Raw genomic sequence first — 19,409 nt, forward strand, 5'->3', positions numbered from 1 at the left:
GGGGTTCGGGCCTCGGGCTCAGCGGGCGAGCAGGTCCCGCAGCGCCTTCGCGATGTCGTCCGGCGCCTCCTCGGCCATGAAGTGACCGCAGGTGACGGTGGCGTGCCGCAGATCAGGCGCCCAAGTCCGCCACAACCCGGCGGCATCGAAGCCGAGCGCCGCGCCCCAGTCCTGCTGGAGCACGCCGACCGGCATCCGCAGCGTGCTTCCCGCGTCCCGGTCGGCCCGGTCGTGCTCGATGTCGATGCCGGCCGACGCCCGGTAGTCCGCGACGATCGACGGCACCGCCTCACGGCAGGCGGCGAGATAGGCGGCGCGGACGTCGTCCGGGACGGCGGCCCGGTCGGTCGTCCAGATGTCCAGGAAGTGGCCGAAGAAGTCGTCCGGGGCGGCACCGATCATGCGCTCGGGCAGGCCGGGCGGCTGGGCCATCAGATAGAGGTGGAAACCCACGGCGGCGGTGACGCCGTGCATGACCTCCCACATGTCCAGCGTCGGCAGGACGTCGAGACACGCCAGGTGGGTGACCGTGTCGGGATGGTCGAGCCCGGCGCGGAAGGCCACGAGGGCGCCGCGGTCGTGCCCGGCGAGGGCGAAGCGCTCGTGCCCCAGTTCACGCGCCAGGGCCACGATGTCCGCGGCCATGGTCCGCTTGGCGTAGACGGAGCCGTCGGTCTCCGCCGGCTTGTCGCTGGCGCCGTAGCCGCGCAGGTCCGGGCAGATCACCGTGTGGTCGACGGCGAGGTCGGCGGCCACGTGCCGCCACATCAGGTGGGTCTGCGGAAAGCCGTGCAGCAGGACGACGGGCGGTCCGGAGCCGCCCACGGCCGTGTGCAGGGACACTCCGTCGGCGACGGGGACGCGGTGATGTTCGAAACCGGGGATGACAGGAGGCACGGCGGCTCCGCTCCTTCCGAGAGGCGGGATCTTGTTCCTCGATCCTCCCCGGGGCCGATGAGCAACGAATGAGCAGCGGCGCCCCGTGCCTGCGCCCGCGCTGTCAGTCCCGCTCGGGCTCGGCCGGAGTGCCGGCGCGGCGCCGGGTCAGCACCGCGCCCACCAGGATCACCACACCGATGGCGACCACCTTGGCGGCCTGGTACACGCCGGTCGCCAGGTTCTCCGGGGTGAGCGGCAGCCATCCGAGCCCCAGCGCCGGAGCGACGACGGCCCACGCCGCCGCGAGCACCCCGACGACGATCAGCGTCACGGCCCCTCGTGTTCCGAGCCCGGCCCACCAGGGCTCCGAGAGGTGGTCCCGCTCGTCGATCCGCTCAACGTCCTTGTCGGCCATGGTCCGTACTCCTGTGAGTGTCGTGGTCACCGGGGAAGACGCGGGTGGAGGTGCGGGAGTTCACCGCGCGGCCGACGTGATCGTCGCGAGCCGCGGCGACTTATCTTGGAACCTCCACGGATCACCCGTTCCGTCGGTGATCCGTGAGCGTGACGGCGACGAAGGTGGAGGGCGGTGGCGGACATGAGCCCGGCAGACGTGCCCCCCGGCCTCGGTGTGCTCGGGCCGGTGACCGCCTGGGACAGGGACGGGAACACGATCGCCCTGAAGGGGCCCCGGCACCGCTCGGTGCTGGCCCGCCTGATCGTCGCCCGCGGCCGCGTCGTGCCCGTCGCCCATCTGGTCGACGACCTCTGGGACGACCCGCCCGCCGACCCCGTGGGCGCCCTGCGCACCTTCGTCGCCGCCCTGCGCCGCGCCCTCGAACCCGACCGCTCGCCCCGCACCCCGGCCCGGCTGCTCGTCACCGAGGGCCCGGGCTACGCCCTGCGCGTCCCCACGGACGGGGTCGACGCCTGGTGGTTCGAGCGGGCCGTCGCCGACGCCGGAAAGCTGCCGCCCGAAGAGGCGACCGTACGGCTGGACGAGTCGCTCGGCCGATGGCGCGGCCCCGCCTACGCGGAGTTCGCGGAGCAGCCGTGGGCCCGGGCCGACAGCCGCCGCCTGACCGAGCTTCGGCTGCACGCCGTGGAACTGCGGGCCGAGGCGCTGATGTCACTCGGGGAGGCCGACCGGGCCGCCGCGGACCTCCGTGCGCACGGCGCCGAGCACCCGTGGCGCGAGAACGCCTGGCGCCTGCTCGCCCTGGCCCTGTACCGCACGGGCCGCCAGGCCGACGCGCTGGAGGTACTGCGCGGGGCACGGACGCTGCTCGCCGATCAGCTGGGGATCGATCCGGGGCCTGGGCTGCGGGCGCTGGAGGAGGACATTCTTCAGCAGGCCGCTCATCTTGGGCGGGGTGACCGGCCGGCCTGGGCCGGTCGGCCGGGTCAGGCCGGCCGTCGGGCTCGGGGCGGGCACCTTGCCGGTGACGGCGCCTCAGGTCAGGCCGACCGTCTTTCCCAGGCCGAGGACAGTGCCCGGAGCGTAGCCGCTGCCCAGGCCGACGAGCGTGCCCGGCCCGCTGCCTCTACGCAGGCCGACCACAGTGCCCGGACCGCCGACCCCGCCCAGCCCGACCGCCACCCACCAGCCGACCGAACCGCCCGCCCCGGCGAAACCCCCGCATCGGCCAACCCCGCCGGGCGGGTCTGGGAGCAGGTCGCCGCCGCCTATGACCGCACCGTCGCCCCCGACGCCCGTGCCCGTCTGGAGTCGACCACCGGTCTGCTGCGCAACCTCGCGGTGACCGGCGGCAGTGGGCTGCTGGCCGCCCGCGAGCACCGGGTCGCGGCCGTCGCCGCCGCCGAGGAACTGGGCGACCCCGAGCTGACCGCCAGGGTCATCGGCGCCTACGACGTCCCGGCGATCTGGACCCGCCTCGACGACCCGGAGCAGGCGGCACAGGTCGTCGCCGCGGCCGAGCGCACCCTCACCGCCCTGTCCTCGACCGCGCACGGACACGCCGCCACCCCCGCCGCCCACGAGGCGGACAAGGCCAGGTTGCTCGCCACGATCGCCCTGGAGTCGCGCGGCACCCGGCTCGCCCGCGGCCCGCAGGCCGCCCGCCGGGCGGAGGAGATCGCGCGCCGCCTGGACGATCCGGCCCTTCTGGCGTTCGCCCTCAACGCCGGCTTCATGCAGACCTTCGACCGCACCGGGCTTGCGCCCCGCCGTGACGGAATCGGCGCCGAGTTGGTCGCACTCTCCGCCCGCCACGGCCTGTCCACGTTCGAGACCCTCGGCCACCTCGTCCGTCTCCAGGCCCGCAGCGCCCTCGGGGACTTCACCACCGCCGACCACCACGCGGTCGCCGCCGACGCCCTCGCCGTACGGCACGAACGTCCTCTCGTGGGCGTGTTCACCCGCTGGTACGCCGCACTGAGACTCGACACCACCGGCCGGGCACCGGCGACCGAGGTGGAGGCGGCCTACCGGGACGCGGCCGCCCTGTTGGGCGGAGCCGGCATGCCGGGCCTGGCCCACGGCCTGCTCCCGCTCGCCCTGCTCTGCCTGCGCCTGCGCCGTACCCTGCCGCTCGACTTCGACGACCACACGGACTGGGGCCCCTACGCCCCCTGGGCGCATCCCCTGCTCCTGCTCGACCGGGGCCGTCGCAGCGAGGCGGCCGAGGCCCTGCACGCGACGCCCGAGCCACCGCGCGACCTCCTTCAAGAAGCCCTGTGGTGCCTCACCGCGCAGGCGGCGGTGGCTCTCGGCGACCGGCGGACCATGGCCCGCGCGCACGCCGCCCTCACCCCGGCGGCGAACGAACTGGCGGGCGCGGGCAGCGGGTTGCTCACCCTGGGGCCGGTCGTGGGATACCTGGAGCTGTGCTCCGGCTAGCCCTGGAGCTAGCCCTGGACCTGTGTTCCGGCCAGGCCCGGAGCTGTGTTCCGGCTAAGCCGGGACGTGGGCGTGGACGTGGTCGTTCTCGGGCCCGCGCTGCGCCGCGTACCAGCCGAGGGCGCGCGCCATCGCCTTGTGGAGCGTGTGGGGGAGCAGCGGATCGAGCACCTCCCAGGTGCGGTCGACCATGTCCCGCGCTTCCCCGAGACACACCGTGAGGGCACCGCAGGACATCAACAGCTCGGCGGCGTCCGCGACATCGGCCTCCGAACGGACCTGGATGGCCCGTTGCAGCCGACGGCGGTCGTGCCCGTTGAGCAGCCCGATGGCGTGCGCCACCGGGTAGGTGACGGTCCCGTTGATCAGGTCCAGGGCCGGCGTACGCACGACGACGCCCTGCCGGTACGCGGCCGGCGTCGCCATGCCGTACAGGTCGGCGACGTCGTCGCTGATCTGGTAGGCGAGCCCGACGTTCTCGAAGTAGTCGCAGATCGCGGCGAGTTGGGCCTCGTCGGCGCCGCCGAGGATGGCGGCGACCTCGGCGGTGCTGCGCACGAGCATGCCGGTCTTGAGGCGGTGGGTGGTGCGGATCTGCTCCAGCAGGGCCGTGGGGTCGCCGGACTCGATGGCCTCGTCGAAGGTGGCGTGATGCCCGGCGAGGTCGAGGGCCTGCCCGGCGTGCGCCGCCCGCATGGCCCGTAGATACAGCTGGTAGACGCGCAGCATGGTGGCCGCGTCGGCCTGGGGCACACGCTGGAGCAGCGGGTCGAAGGTGTAGTAGCCGAGCGTGCCGGCGGTGATCGCGGCGGCGGTGCCGAACACCTCGTGGACGCAGGGCAGTCCGCGCCGCGTGGTCGAGCCGTCCTGGACGTCGTCGATGACCAGGGCCGAGGTGTGGAGGATCTCGGTGGCGGCGGTGAGCGCCCGGTAGGGCTCGGGGTCGGTGTCCAGCAGACACAGCACGCTGCCCGCGACATACGCGCGCCAGGAGCGCCCCGGCATGTTCAGCAGATGCAGCACCGGCGCGGCAAGGGCCTGGTGGAGCCGGGCGTGGGCGGTGGAGTCGAGCCGCGTTCCGTCGTGCGTGCCCGCGAGGAGGTCGACGCCGGCGATGTCCGCCGCGGTGTCCGGATAGACCGCGGAGGCCTCGGCACGGGCGATGCCGTGCCCGCGGCGCATATAGCCCTCGATATCGTCGATGGTGTTGTTCGGGATGGTCCGCAGCACGGCCTTTCCTTCGGCGGGCAGGCCGTTCATCGTGCCGCGCGCGGTCGCCGGGCTCTCCCGGAACGCGCGGCCGACGATGAACGTACGGACCTCGTGCCGGTCCTGAGGAGCGGTGACGTCCAGCTGCAGGTCCAGGTCCGGGACGTTCAGCCGTGCCGCGGTCGGATACGTGTTGAGCGTGGCCAGCGAGGTCCAGTGCCGCAGCGGTTCCCAGGACATCTCGTGATGGCTGACGGTGCCGTCGGGGGCGACGGCGGTCGCGCGGGCGGGTACCGCCGAGCCGGTGTCCGGGGACTCGGGGAGGTGCGCGGTCGCGCTGATCTCCCAGCCGTTGTCGAGGTGGAGGCCCGCCCACGTCCAGGTGTGCCCGGCCAGGACCGGCGTCTGCGGGCCGGATTCGTCGCCCGTCTGCCGACCGTGCTGGAACCAGGCCCGACCCACGACCCGCTGCGTCGTGCCCTCGCCCGAACGCAGGGTGCCCTGCACATCCAGCCGCGGCAGGAACTGCGACGCGAAACCGCCCCCGTCGCCCTCGGCCGCGGCCGGTTTCACCGGCTTCAGCAGCAGCTCGAACCGCGCCCCTTCCCGGAAGGCCAGCCGGAAGCTCCCGTCGTCCTCGCGACGCAGACTCGCCACATCGCCCACGCGGAGGTCCAGCCCGTCGGGAGCCTCGGTCACCGGCTCCCGCAGCAGCCGGTCCGGCAGCAGCGGGCCCTGCTCCAGAGCCTCGGACAACGTCCTGCGGACCCGCGGGTCCAGCAACTCGTCGGAGTCGATGGTGCGGCGGAGCGCCCGCAGCGCGGCCGGCGTGATCCAGGTGCCGTAGGACATGCCTTCGGGGCCATGGTGCAGGACGTACAGGCGATGGCCGGGACCGGCGTCCGGGTCGCCCGCGTCGCGGTGCCGGAGCAGGCCGACCGCCCAGGTGTGTTCCGCGCCGTCCTCGTCACGCAGATGTCCGGTCAGATACCAGCTCTCGGCGCCGGCCGACGGGTGCGCACCGCCGAAGGGCAGCGCGCCGGGGGGTGAGTGCGGTGTCGGGGCAGAGGGCTGCTTCTCGGCGGAAGACGCGGGGGAGATCACCCCCGCACCCTAGAAGCCCGATACCTGCCACTCGGTGACCATTAGCCGGATTCTCGCCTCATCGGATGAACCGGGACACCGATCAGGAGCAACGCCGTGCCCGAGAAGCGGCGCCTGCGCTGTCCGGCCCGCGGCCCGCCCGCCGCGCCGGTGAACCGACGGGCGAAACTCGTCGTCGTACAGATGAATGATCGACACGCTCACGCCGGGTACTCGACGCCGGCAGGAGCGCGCCCGCGGGCCCTCGCCCCGTGCGACGAGGAAGGAAGCGCATGCCGACTCCCGGGCCCCGTACCGCCGTCACACTTCTCGACATCCTGCTGCACGCCGCCGAGGACACGCCCGGCCAGGTCGTCGTCCACGTCCGCGGAGACGGCGGCGAGCACACCGTGACCTTCGCCGAGCTGCGCGACGACGCACTGCGCGTGGCGGGCGGCCTGCACGCGGCGGGACTGGAACCCGGCACGCCCGTCCCTCTCCTCGCCGGTCTCGGCGAGGATTTCCAGCCGATGTTCTGGGGAGCGCTCGCGGCTGGTCTCGTACCCGTGCCGCTGGCTCCGGAAGCGCGGCGCGCCGGCCCCGCGTGGGAGTTCCTCGGCAGGCCAGCCGTCCTGGTGGACGACACCGCCGAGGACCTGCTCGACGAGTTCCCCGGACCGGTGCGGGCGCTGCGGCTGGGCGAGTTGCGCGAGGGACGCCCGCCGCGCGAGCTGCCCGCCCGGGCGCCGCACGACCTGGCGTTCCTCCAGTTCTCCTCCGGCAGCACCGGTGCCCCAAAGGGCGTCGAGCTCACCCACGAGGCGGTCCTCGCCAACCTCCGCCAGATCCGCACCGCCATGGCGATCACGTCCGACGACGTGGTGGCCACCTGGATGCCGTACTTCCACGACATGGGCCTGATCGGCACCCACCTCGTCCCCCTGGCGGCGGGCCTGAAGCAGATACGGCTCGAACCGCTGACCTTCGCCAAGCGCCCGGCCCTGTGGCTGGAGACCGTGGCGCGGCACCGGGCGACCCTGCTGTCCGCGGCGAACTTCGCGCTGGCGCTCGCGGTGCGGCGCGTGCCGGACGACGCCTGGGCCGGGCTGGACCTGAGTTCCGTACGTCTGATGCTGGTCGGTGCCGAGCCGATCGCACCGCGCGTATGGCGGGAGTTCACCGCCAAGGCGGGCGCGGCGGGGCTGGCCGCCACGGCCATGCTGCCCGTGTACGGCCTGGCCGAGGCCACGCTCGCCGTGACCGTGCCCCCGCTGGGGGAGGTCGCCGCGCCCCTGCTGCTGGACCGCAAGGCACTGAGCCGGGGGCGGGCCGTCCTCGTGCGGCCCGGCCCGGACGCCGTCGAGTTCATGGACGTGGGCCGTCCCGTGCCGGACTGCCGGGTCCGTGTCACGGACAGCGCGGGCGGCCCGCTCGGCGAGGGGCGGGTCGGTCATGTCGAGGTCCGCGGCCCGCAGGTGGCACGCGGCTACCACCGCACTCCCGAGGCGAGCACGGCCGCGTTCTCGGAGGGCTGGCTGCGCACCGGAGACCTCGGATTCCTGCACGACGGCCGGCTCTGCGTCACCGGCCGGCACAAGGACGTCGTCTTCGCCGGCGGCCGCACCTTCCATGCGCCCGACCTGGAGGAGACCGCGGCCGCCACTCCGGGACTGCCGGAGGGGACGGTCGCGGCGATCGGATCCCCGGACCCCGAAACCGGCGGCGACCGGGTCGTCGTGTTCGTGCAGTGGGCACGGCCCGCCCTGGCCAAAGCACTTCCGGTACTGGACGCGGCGGCGACACGCGTCCGCGAGACGCTGGGCCACGACGACGTGCGGGTGCTGCCCCTGCCGCCGGGCGCGTTCCCACGCACGACGAGCGGCAAGCTGCGCCGGGCGCTGATGCGGGACCGGTTCGAGGCGGGTGCCTATACGGCGGTCGAGGAGCGGTTGGCGGCGGGGCGGGCCGCGGAAGCCGAGCCCGACGGGCAGGGCGGCCGGGTCAGGGAAGCCGGGCCGCCCGGGGAGCGTGGCCGGGCCGGGCAAGTCAGGCCGCACGGGCAGGGCGGAGAGTGGCGTGCGCAGTCGTCCGAGCCACGCTCGCGGCGCGGCGTCGAGGAGGCAATCCGCGGAATCTGGGCACAGGCACTCGGTCTCCCCTCCGCGGACATCGACCGGAACGCCCGCTTCTTCGCCCTCGGAGGCTCCTCGCTCAGGGCGATGGAGGTGCTCGCCGGGATCGAGGACTCCTTCCCGGTGACCGTGGAGCCCCGTGCGCTGCGTGACCACGACACGGTGTCGGGGCTGGCCGGCCATGTGCTCTCCCGCCTCGCCGACCTTGACGGAGCATCGGGTCATGCCGGTCGTACGGAGAGGCGTGCCGCGATGCCGTCGAGCGAGGGCGGTGCAGGGAGCGTGCCGCTGGCCGTACTCGGCATGGCCTGTCGCTTCCCCGGAGCGGAAACACCGGACGCCTTCTGGGAGTTGCTGGTCTCCGGCCGTGACACGATGACGGCCGTACCGGACGACCGTTGGACCGACGGACAGGCCGAGAGGCACAGCTTCCACGGCTCCTTCCTCCCCGAACCCGCGCACTTCGACGCCGCCTTCTTCGGGATGGACGACGAGGAGGCCCGCGCCACCGACCCGCAGGCGCGGATCTTCCTGGAGCTGACCCACGAGGCCCTGGAACGCGCCGGGTACGCGGGGGCGCGCCGGAACGGCCGTAAGGTCGGCGTCTTCGCCGCCGTGGGCGACAGCGGATACCGCGAGATCCTCGCCGCCACCGCCGACGGCGACCTGACCGCCCATCCCGGCGCCCTCACCGGCAACCTGCCCAACCTGATCGCCGCCCGCCTGTCCCAGGCACTCGACCTCGACGGCCCCGCCCTCGCCGTGGACACCGCCTGCTCCTCCGCTCTCGTGGCACTGCACCTGGCGCGGCGCAGCCTCCAGAGCGGTGAGTGCGATGTCGCCGTGGTCGGCGGCGTCCACCTAGCCCTCACCCCGACCGGACACCGGCTGCTCGACCGCGCGGGCGCACTGTCCCCGACGGGCGGCAGCCGTCCCTTCGGCGCCACCGCCGACGGCATCGTGCCCGGAGAGGGCGGCGCGGCCCTCGTGCTCACCCGCCTCGATGACGCCCAGCGGGACGGCGATCCGGTCCTCGCACTGGTCCGCGGCACGGCCGTCAACAACGACGGCCGCTCCCTCAGCCTGCTCGCCCCCAACCCCCGCACCCAGCGAGAGGTCATCACCCAGGCGTACGCCGAGTGCGGCGTCGACCCCGACGCGGTGACGTACGTCGAGGCGCACGGAACCGGCACCCCTGTCGGCGACCCCGTCGAGGCCCAGTCGCTCGGCCACGCGTTCCCGCCCCGCGCGGACGGGCTGCCGCGCCTGCTCGGCTCGGTCAAGGCCAACATCGGGCACCTGCTCAACGCCGCCGGCATGCCGGCCCTCGTCAAGACGGTCCTGGCGCTCCAGCACCGCCAGGTCCCGCCCACCCCGCACACCACCCCCACTGCGTCCTACCTGGAACGCGTCGCCCCCGGCTTCCAACTCGCCACCGAACAGCGGGAATGGCGGGCCACCGGGCCCCTGCTCGCGGGCGTCAACGCCTTCGGCTTCGGCGGTACCAACGCCCACGCCGTCCTGGAGGAGGCCCCGGTTCGGCCCGCCACCTCCGGGACCGACTCCGAGGGCCCGCATCTGCTCACGCTGTCGGCACGGAGCGCAGACGCCCTGCGGGCAGCCGTCGCCGACCTGGCGGCTCATGTGCGTAACCATCCGGGTCTGCGTGAGTCGGACGTCTGCGCCACCGTGAACAGCGCGCGCGACGACGGCCCTCACCGCCTCGCCGTGGTCGCCGACGGCCACCTCGCCGACCGCCTTCACGCTGCCCTCACCGACCGCCGCCACGCCGCGGACTTCACCGTCGCCAAGTCCCGTCCACGGACGGTGTTCCTGCTGCCCGGCCAGGGTGCCCAGCGCCCCGGCCAAGGCCGTGCCCTGTACCGGTCGGCGCCGCTGTTCCGCGAGGTCATCGACGAGGCGTCGTCGCTGACGGGTCCAGTGCTCGGGCGCTCGCTCGCCGACTGGTGCCTCGATCCCCGTACGGACCCGGAGGAGTTGGCCAGGACCGAGGTCGCTCAGCCGCTGCTCGTCGCGTTCGGGGTGGGCCTGGCAAGGCAGTTGGCGCACTGGGGCGTGACCGCGGACGCGGTCGCCGGGCACAGCGTGGGCGAGATCGCGGCGGCCTGTGTCGCCGGGTCGTTGAGCCTCGCAGAGGCGGTCGGGTTCGCGGCGGAACGCGGGCGGTTGGTGGGTGAACTGGCCCGGCCCGGCGCCATGGCCGCGGTGCGCGGCGACGAGGACACCGTCGCCGAGTTCCTCGACTCCGTGAGCGTGGCCGCCGTCAACGGGCCCGGGCAGGTGGTGATATCGGGCACCGAGGACGCCGTCGAGCAAGCCCTCGCGGAGCTGACCCGACGCGGCGTTGCCGCGCGCAGACTGCGCGTCTCCCATGCCTTCCACTCACCGCTGCTCGAACCGGTCCTCGACCCGCTGCGGGACGCCGCGAAGGCGCTGACGGTCCGGCCGGGAGCCGTACCGCTGCTCAGCACGGTCTCCGAGGAGTGGCGGCCCGGCCTCACCCCCGCGTACTGGCTGGAGCATGCCGTCCGGCCCGTGCGTTTCGGGGCGGCCGTGGGGCGGCTCCTCGACGAGGGCTACGACACCTTCCTCGAACTCGGACCGGGGAACACCCTGGGCGGGTCGGTCCGTTCGGTCGCCGGTGCGCGGGATGCCGGGGACGTGACCGTGCTGTCGACGGGGGCTGCATCGACGGCAGGGCGTGAGGCGGAGGGGAGCGAGACGCGGGCGCTGCTGGAGGCGGCAGGGCGGCTGTGGGCGCGGGGCGGGGCCCTGGACCGGACGGCCCTGGCCGCCACGGCATCGAGGGTGCCGGTGCCGACGTACCCCTTCCAGCGAACCCGTCACTGGCCGCGCACGCCGAGCGCGGAGCCCTTGATACACCGTCTCGACTGGCGGGACGCTCCGCTCATGACTGCCCCCGAAGGGCCTCGGGTCGTAAGGCTGTTGGGGGGTGATGGAGCGGTCGGGCGAAGGCTGGCCGAGCGACTGACCGAGCGTGGCGTGACCGTATTGCGGGACCACGCCGGGCACTCGGCGACGCCCCCGGACACCTTGGTGTGGCTGAGTGGCGAGGGGAGCGCCGGCAGCCCGCCGCCCCTGGACGCGCTGGATGCCGCGACCAAGGCCGCCGTCACCTCACTGCGCGACGTCCTCGACCTGCTCTCGGGCGACTGCTCCCGACTGCTGGTGGTCACGGAGGACGCATACGGCACGGGTACGGCGAACCCGGCGCAAGCCCTGCTGCACGGCTTCACGCTGGCAATCCCGGCGGAACACCCTGGCCTCACCGCCCGCGGCATCGACCTGACCTCCGGCGACGCGCTCCCCGCCCAGGTCGACGCACTGGAAAGGGAGTTGTACTCGGCCCTGGAGCCCGACGCTGAGGCCACCGTCGCCTGGCGCTCCGGGCGCAGGCTCATCCGTACGTCCGCCGCCGTGGCCGACGCTCCCGCCGCGCCCGGCGAACTTCCGCCGGACGGCACCTACTTGATCACCGGAGGAGCCGGCGGGCTCGGCTCCGCACTCGCACGGGACCTCGCGGGGCGGGGCGCGTGTGAACTGATCCTGACCGGACGCTCCGACACCGTGCCCGACGACCTGCTCGCCGATCTCCGTGCCCAGGGCGCCCGTGCCGCCCGGTACCACGCCGCGGACGTGTCCGACGAAACCGCCGTCGACGCCCTGTTCGCGGAGCTGCCCCCGCTGGACGGCGTCTTCCACGCCGCCGGTACGGTCCGGCCCGGCACGCTCCGCTCCAAGTCCGACGCCGAGATCGAGCAGGTGCTCGCCGCGAAGGTGCGGGGCACGGTCCTGCTCGCCGAGGCACTGCGCCGGCACGGCCAGGAACCGGCCGTGTGCGTCGCCTTCTCCTCCGTATCCGCGGTCCAGCCCGGACTCGCGGGCGCCCTCGGCGACTATGCGGCCGCCAACGCCTTTCTGGACGCCTTCGCCGCCGCCGAGCGCGCGGCGGGCCGGCCTTGGCAGTCGATCGCGTTCGGGCCGGTCTCCGACGCGGGACTGGCGGCCGGGTCACCGGTCGAGTCGCGCCTGCGTACCCGGGGCCTGGGCCCCATGACCACGCAGGCCGCGATCACGGCACTCCGGACGGCGGTGGCCACGGACGCGGCACACCTGTTGGTCACCGTGCCGGGGAGGGCTACGCAGGATCAACTCCAGTCAACTGCAACGCCCGTAAGCCGAACCGCCCCCGCACCCCGTCGCCCGACCCCCACCCCACTGCGCGACGAAACCGCCCCGACCGCCACCCGCACAGCCATCCTGATACGCAACCTCTTGGCCGACGCCCTGCGTCGCGCGCCCGAGGAGATCGGTGACGACGAGCAGTTCCTCAGCCTCGGCCTGGACTCGCTCACCGCCGTCGACCTCGCGCGCCGACTGGAGGCGGAACTCGGGCTGCCCCTGCCCGCCACGCTGCTGTTCGAGCACCGGACGGTCGGCGAACTGTCCGCCCACCTCGCCACGCAGAACCCCGCCCCGCTCGCGACGGCCCCGGCGCATCGCACCCAGGACGAAAGCGCCCCACGCCCCCTCACCCCCCTCCAACTCGCCTTCCTCACCACCGAGGCCCTCTACGAAGGCGTCACCGCCTACGGCTGCATACGCCAGACCATCCGCGGGCCCCTCGACCCCGCCCTCCTCGGCCGAGCCCTGTCCCACCTCGCCGCCCGCCACCCGATGCTGCGCCTGCGCATCACCTCACACGGCACACCACCGCGCCAGTACACCGCTCCGGCCGAACCGACAGACCGGGCTCCCCGCTGGTACGAGGTGCAGGACCGGACCACCGACAACACCTCACCCTTGCCCGACCTCGAACAACGCCTGTACAACCGTCCCTTCGACCTGACCACCGAAGACCCGGCCCGCGCACTCCTCATCCGCGACAGCCACGAGGCGCACCTCCTGCTCGTCGTCCACCACAGCGCGGCGGACGGCTACAGCCTGAAGGTCATGTGCGAGGAACTCTGGTCGCTCTACACGGCCCTCGCCCAGGGCAGCTCGCCTCTCGAACTCCCTGCCCCACAAACCGAGTTCGCCGACTACGCGGCCCACATCACCGCCGACCGCGAGTCGCCGGCCTTCGCCCGGGACCAGCAGTATTGGCGCGCCCGCATCGCCGAGCACACGACAGCGAACGGGACCCCGGCGCTGCCGTACGACGGCGACCCGGAAGCCGTCCCGGCGCCGCCGCTCACCCACCACCAGACGACCGTCGACGCATCGCTCACCGCCGCGCTGCGCGAGGTGGCGGCCCGGCACGAAATCACCCTCTTCCATCTGCTTCTCGCCGTGTACGGCCGCTGTCTGGCCCGCTGGGGCGGACAGCCCGCCGTCGCCGTGAACGTGGCGCGTGCTCGCCGTGAGGCACCGCTGCCCGGCATCGACCGCCTCGTCGGCCCGCTCGCCGACACTCTGCCGGTCTTCGCCGCCGTCGACCCCGACGAGCCCGTGACGGCGCTGGCCCGGCGGCTGCGGCACATCTGGCACGAGGCGGAGTCGCACGCCACGCTCACCAGCCCCGACATCGCCGCGCTGCTGCCCGCCACCGGCCCCGCACCCCGCACGGTCGCCCCGGCCGGGTTCAGTTTCGCCCGCTTCCCCGTGAGTCACGGCCGCGACTGGCCCGTCACCGTGACCCCGACCGCAGCGGCCACCGCCTCCGCCGCGACCAGGCTGGGACTGCTCTGCTGGGAGTCGGACGAGGCCCTGCACTTCTCCTGGAACCACCCCGCGCGGCTCTTCCACCCGGAGACCGTCGAACGCCTCGCGGCGGACTACGTACGCGAACTCCGAGCCGCTGCCGAGCAGTCAACGCCCACACCGGCAAACGGCAGCAGTGAAGGCGTAGTCGACCGTCTCTGTGCCCAGTTCAGGGCGACACCGGCGGCGATCGCGGTGAACACCGGCCACGACACCCTCACCTACGCCGAACTCGACACCGCCTCCTCCGCCCTCGCGACCCGACTGCGAGCCAGTGGCGTCCTCCCCGGCGATCTCGTCGGCCTGCTCACCGAACCCGGCGCCGACACCGTCGTGGGCGTGGTCGGTATCCTCCGGGCCGGGGCCGGCTGGGTACCCCTGGACGCGACCCATCCCGTGGCCCGGCTCCAGGACCAGGTCATCCGCACCGGCGTCACAGCCGTGGTCTGCCATCCCGCGACAGGCGAGACCGCCGCGCTGCTGAACGGCACGACCGCCATCACCGCCGACGACCGGTCCCCGGTCACACCATCCTCGACCGCACCGCCGCTTCCCGACCCGGACGCCATCGCCTACGTCATCTTCACCTCGGGTTCCACGGGCCGCCCCAAGGCGGTCCCCATCACCCACCGGTCGATGCTCAACTACCTCGACTGGGCCCTGACCACCTTCGGCTACGGCGCCGGCGACCACCTCGTGCAGACGGCGTCCGTCTGCTTCGACGCCTCCGTACGCCAGTTGCTGGCACCGCTGCTGGTCGGCGCCACCGTCCACACCCTCTCCCGGGACCTACTCCGCGACCCCGAGGCACTCCTCGACCGGCTCGTCGACGACCGGATCACGGTGTGGAGTTCGGTGCCCACACTCTGGGAGCGGCTGCTGACCGCCGCCGAGACCCGGGCCGGTCAGGACGGCACGCTCCCCGACCTGTCGGCACTGCGCTGGGTGCACGTCGGCGGCGAGGCACTGCCCGCCGCGCACGTACGCCGCTGGTTCGACCTGGTAGACGCGAGCGGGGGAGCGGAGCACAGGATCTCCAACCTGTACGGGCCCACCGAGTCCACCATCAACGCCACCTGCCACATCATCGACACCCGCCCGTCCGACGACGTACGGCAGTTGCCCATCGGCCGCCCCGTGGCCGGCACCGAACTGGCCGTCGTCGCCGAGGACGGCCGCGCCTGCGCCGCCGGCGAGGCAGGTGAACTGCACATTGCCGGAACCGGACTGACCCCTGGCTACCTCGGTGACCCGGAGCTCACCGCGGCAGCCTTCGTCGAACGCGGCGGCCGCCGCTGGTACCGCAGCGGCGACCGGGTCCGACAGGCCCCGGACGGTGTACTGGAGTTCCTCGGCCGCCTCGACGACCAGGTCAAGGTCCGCGGCCACCGGGTGGAACTCGGCGAGGTCGAGGCCGCGCTGCTCACCCACCCGGACGTCGCCCGCGCCGCCGTACTGCTCGTCGACGGACGACTGATGGCGCACGTCCAACCCCGCTCGGGCTCCGCCGAGCCGGACACCCGCGCGGTACGCGCCTTCCTGTCCCGCGTCCTGCCGCCGTACATGCTGCCCGGCCGCGTCCGCACGATCCCGGCGATGCCCCTGACCGGCACCGGAAAGATCGACCGCCGGCGACTGACGGGCGATGCGGAAGCAGCAAGCACGCCGACGAGCGCGGAAGGCTGCACCGGGCTTGAAACCAACCGCACCGACGAACCCCCGCGACCCGAGCCCGAGTCCGCGACACCGCCCGGCACCCCGACCGAGCGCATCGTGGCGCGCATCTGGTCGAACCTGCTGGACGTCTCCGACGTCTCTCGCGAGGACGACTTCTTCGCACTCGGCGGCGACTCCATCCTGGTCCTGGAACTCTTCTCCCGCCTGCGCGAGGAACTCCCCGCGGTCCCGAGGCCGACGACCGTCTACACCCACCGCACACTCGCCGCCCTGGCTGCGGCCCTCGACACCAGCACCCCGGAGCCGGCCCCCATCCCCACCCCGGCACGGCAGCCCTCGGACCCCTACCCCCTCACCCCCTCCCAACGGGGCTTCCTCCTCGCCGACTCGCTCACCCCCGAGTCCGACTCCGGCTGGCTCGCCAGGTTCCGGCTGAGCGGGCCCCTGCGCCATGACGTCCTCCAGCGGGCCGTCGACGTGCTGCTGGCCCGTCACCCGATGCTGCGGACCGTCTTCCCCGCAGGCGTCCGCCCGCCCGTGCAGCAGGAATTGCCGGACTCCCTGCGCCTGCCCGTCGAGACCGAGACGCTCGCGCACCCCGGCCTGCTGGAGCAGCGGATCGCGGAGGAGGCGGGGCGCCGGCTGGAGCCCTGGGCCTGGCCGTTGCTCCGGCTGCGGCTGTTCACCCTGGCGCCGACCGAGCACGTGCTGATCGTCCACGCCCACCACCTCATCGGGGACGGGTTCAGCGCGGCCCTCCTGACCAAGGAGCTGCTCACCGCGTACGACCGTCTCCTGCGCGGTCTGCCGCACGGCCTGCCGCCGATCCAGAGCACTTTCCGCGACCACGTCACCCGGTCCTCGGTACGAGAGCGCCCGCAGGGTCCCGAGGCCGACGCCTACCGGGCACGGCTCCGCGCGCCGTACACCCCGCCCGCACTGCGTCGGCCGACCACCGGGCAGGCGCCCGCCCAACCCGCCTTCCACACCGCGGGCTTCACCCTGGACGCCGCCACCACGGACGCGCTGCGCGGACTCGCCCGAGCAGCGCACCGCACCCTGTACGCGCCGCTGCTCACCGCGTACTACCGGGCCCTCGCGGAACTCACCGGGCAACGCGACCTCATGCTCGGGCTCGCCGTCACCGGACGCGAGGACTCCACGGCGGACGCGCACCGGGTCTTCGGACCGTTCGCGGAGGCGGTCGCGCTGCGTCCGGCCGCGCCGGTGGGCGAGGGCGCCCCCGCCTTCGACGACGACCTGCGGCGGCTGGCCGCCGAGGCGGATCTGGCTCGGGCCGACGGGCCGAGCGATGTGCGAACGGCGGCCGGGCTGCCGTGCCACGCCCAGTTCTTCTTCACTTTCCTCGACTTCACCTCCCTGGGCGGCGAGGAGGGCGGCGGTCTGTCGCTGCACGCCGACGAGTCCGACACCTCCCTCGCCCCGCCGCCGCTGGGCACCGATGTGTTCCTGGCCGTGCGGCCGGTGGGGGAGGGAGAGGGGCTGCGCGTGACCGTGCGGGCCTCGGCGGCCGCACTCACCTCCGGTGAGGTGACCGGGTTCGCCGAGGGGATGCGGAGGCAGTTGAGGGATGCCGTGCGCGGGCCCGGTGGCCGTCGGAGCCCTCGGCTCGACGCCGCGCTCGTCGGGTATCTGCCGGCTCCCCACCATCTCGCCGCCCTGGCCGGACTCCCGCACGACACTCCCGGGCTCGGCCGTGAGCAGATCAGGGAGCTCCTCTTCCCGGACGGTCGTGCCCGTCTGCTGGAGGAGACCGGGACACCGCTGGGCAACTCCGGCTTCGTCGCGCTCCCGCTCTTCGCCGACGAACTGGCCCCGACGGGCGATCTGGCGGCCCGCACCGCCCGTGCCGTCGAGCACGCCGCCGCCCTGGGCGCCCGCTGTGTCTCGCTCGCCGGCATGATCCCGTCCCTGACCGGCTACGGCTACGACGTCCTGCGGGAGACCACCACCGGCGCGGCGATCACCACCGGACACGCGTCCACCACCGTCGCCGTGGTGAAGACCGTCGGCGCCGCGCTCACGGCGGCCGGCCGCGGCCTCGGCGAGGTCTCGCTCGCCGTCGTCGGCTGCGGCTCGATCGGCGTCTCGTCGCTACGGCTGCTGCTGGCGACGGCACCCGTTGCGCCGGCCTGGCTGCTGCTGTGCGACCTGCCCGGCAGTGCCGAACGACTCCAGGGGCTCGCGGCGGAGCTGTCGTCCGAGCATCCGGGCATGCCGGTCGAGGTCGTCGAGTCGGGGCAGGCCCTGCCCGCCGCGGTCTACGGAGCCGACGTGATCGTCACCGCCGTCAGCGGTGCGACCCGCCTCCTGGACGTCGCCCGGCTGCGACCCGCCACGATCGTGGTCGACGACTCCTTCCCGCACTGCTTCGACACCACGAGCGCCCTGGACCGGATGGACCGGGACCAGGACGTCCTGGTCGTCGGCGGGGGCCTGTTGTCCCTCGGCACCACACGGACCCGGCTCGCCGAGGACCTGCCGGCGGTCGCGAGCGCGGGCTTCGCACTGCGGCCCGGGATCCCGGGCACCCTGGCCTCGTGCCGACTGGAGTCACTGCTGCACGCCCACCTCGGCGCACCCGGCCGGTCCCCGGGCCAACTGCCCCTGATCCACGGCCTCGTGGACCTGCCCCGCGCTCTCGCCCACTGGGACGCGGCCGAGGCGGCCGGGATCCGGCCCGCTCCGCTGCACCTGCTCGACCGCGTCGTCGGGCTGCCACTCAGGCCGCCGGGGACCGCCGGCCCAGCGCAGGACCCAGCCGGGTCGCGAGGTCGGTGAGGATCTGCACGTAGTCCTCTTGCTCGAAGGTGAACGGCAGCGCGAACGCCACCTCGTCGACCTCGCGGAACGCGGCGTGGGCGTGGAGGCGTTCGGCGATGTCCGCCGACGTGCCGACGAGGTCCGGCGCGAACAGCAGTCGCGCCGGGCCCTGCGGTGCGGTCGTGCGTGGGGTGCGCTTCGCCGCGTACTCCTCGTACTTCGCGCGCTGTGCCGGCGTCGCGGAGTCGGTGGGGATGACGACCAGGCCCTGCGAGACACGGGCGTCGTCGCCGTCCGGGTGACGGTCGCGGAAGGCACGGATGTGGGAGAGCTGGATCTCCGCGAAGTCCGGTCCCCCGTCCGCCCCGTCATCGGGTCCCTCGGCCTTGACGACGCTGCTGGTCAGGAGGTTCATGCCGTGCTCGCCGGCCCACCGCGCCGAACGCAGGCTGCCGCCGCCGTACCACATACGGCCGCCCAGCCCGGGTGAGTGCGGCTGCACTCGATCCGAGAACGTTTCGAACCCCTCGACCCCGCTGAAGTCCGTGGCCGGCTTGCCCCGCACGAAGTCCAGCAGCCGCCGCGCCCGCTCGTACCCGAAGTCCTCGGCGTCGGCCGTCTCGGCGTACAGGGCCTCCTTGACCCGGTCGTAGTGCATCGGCGGGCCGACGCTCACGCCCGGGTTGAGCCGGCCGCCGGAGAGCACGTCGACCGTCGCCAGGTCCTCCGCCAGCCGCAGCGGGTTCTCCCAGCCGAGCGGGATGACCGCGGTGCCGAGCTCGATCCGGCTGGTGCGCTGCGAGGCCGCCGCCAGGACGGCCACGGGCGAGGAGATGCCGTACTGGAGATGACGGTGGCGGACCCAGGCGCTGTCGAAGCCGAGCCGCTCGCCCAGCTCGATGATCTCCAGCGTGGACTCGTGGCCCCGCCGCGGATCCGCCTCGTCGAACAGCCCGATGGTGAGGAAGCCCAGCTTGCGCAAGGGGCGTGAGGTCGGTGGCACGGGCCCTCCATCGGTCGGCGACAGCGTTGATCAAGCA

6 protein-coding genes are annotated in these 19,409 nt (G+C 73.7%); 2 read left to right on the top strand and 4 right to left on the bottom strand.

Annotated features, from left to right (window positions below; all coding sequences use genetic code 11):
- Positions 1–18: 18 nt before the first annotated feature.
- Together CP983_RS41370 and CP983_RS41375 are read right to left on the bottom strand one after the other, a co-directional pair.
- A complete protein-coding gene (locus tag CP983_RS41370) occupies positions 19–897 on the bottom strand; it encodes an alpha/beta fold hydrolase (RefSeq protein WP_150505567.1) in 879 nt (292 codons plus the stop codon).
- A 103-nt stretch (positions 898–1,000) separates the two neighbouring features.
- Positions 1,001–1,294, bottom strand: coding sequence for a hypothetical protein (locus tag CP983_RS41375; protein ID WP_150505569.1), 294 nt, complete (start codon positions 1,292–1,294; stop codon positions 1,001–1,003).
- Between the two features lie 183 nt (positions 1,295–1,477).
- Here CP983_RS41375 and CP983_RS41380 point away from each other — a divergent pair, with 183 nt between their 5' ends.
- Positions 1,478–3,739 carry an AfsR/SARP family transcriptional regulator gene (locus tag CP983_RS41380; RefSeq protein WP_150505571.1) on the top strand — a complete coding sequence of 754 codons (2,262 nt, stop codon included), beginning with the start codon at positions 1,478–1,480 and terminating at the stop codon, positions 3,737–3,739.
- 54 nt (positions 3,740–3,793) lie between these two features.
- Here CP983_RS41380 and CP983_RS41385 read toward each other — a convergent pair whose 3' ends face one another.
- The gene (locus CP983_RS41385; protein WP_150505573.1) at positions 3,794–6,052 is read right to left on the bottom strand and encodes a polyprenyl synthetase family protein; all 2,259 of its coding nucleotides are present in this window, start codon (positions 6,050–6,052) and stop codon (positions 3,794–3,796) included.
- Positions 6,053–6,324: 272 nt separating this feature from the next.
- Between CP983_RS41385 and CP983_RS41390 the strand changes: the two genes are divergently transcribed.
- Positions 6,325–18,387, top strand: a complete 12,063-nt coding sequence (locus CP983_RS41390) for a non-ribosomal peptide synthetase/type I polyketide synthase (protein ID WP_150505575.1) — start codon at positions 6,325–6,327, stop codon at positions 18,385–18,387.
- Here CP983_RS41390 and CP983_RS41395 read toward each other — a convergent pair.
- Positions 18,329–19,372, bottom strand: a complete 1,044-nt coding sequence (locus CP983_RS41395; RefSeq protein WP_150505577.1) for an LLM class flavin-dependent oxidoreductase — start codon at positions 19,370–19,372, stop codon at positions 18,329–18,331. The two genes, CP983_RS41390 and CP983_RS41395, sit on opposite strands and share 59 nt — an antisense overlap.
- Between the last annotated feature and the right edge of the window lie 37 nt (positions 19,373–19,409).

Origin of the sequence: Streptomyces chartreusis (assembly GCF_008704715.1) — a bacterium.
GTDB classification, from domain to species: domain Bacteria; phylum Actinomycetota; class Actinomycetes; order Streptomycetales; family Streptomycetaceae; genus Streptomyces; species Streptomyces chartreusis.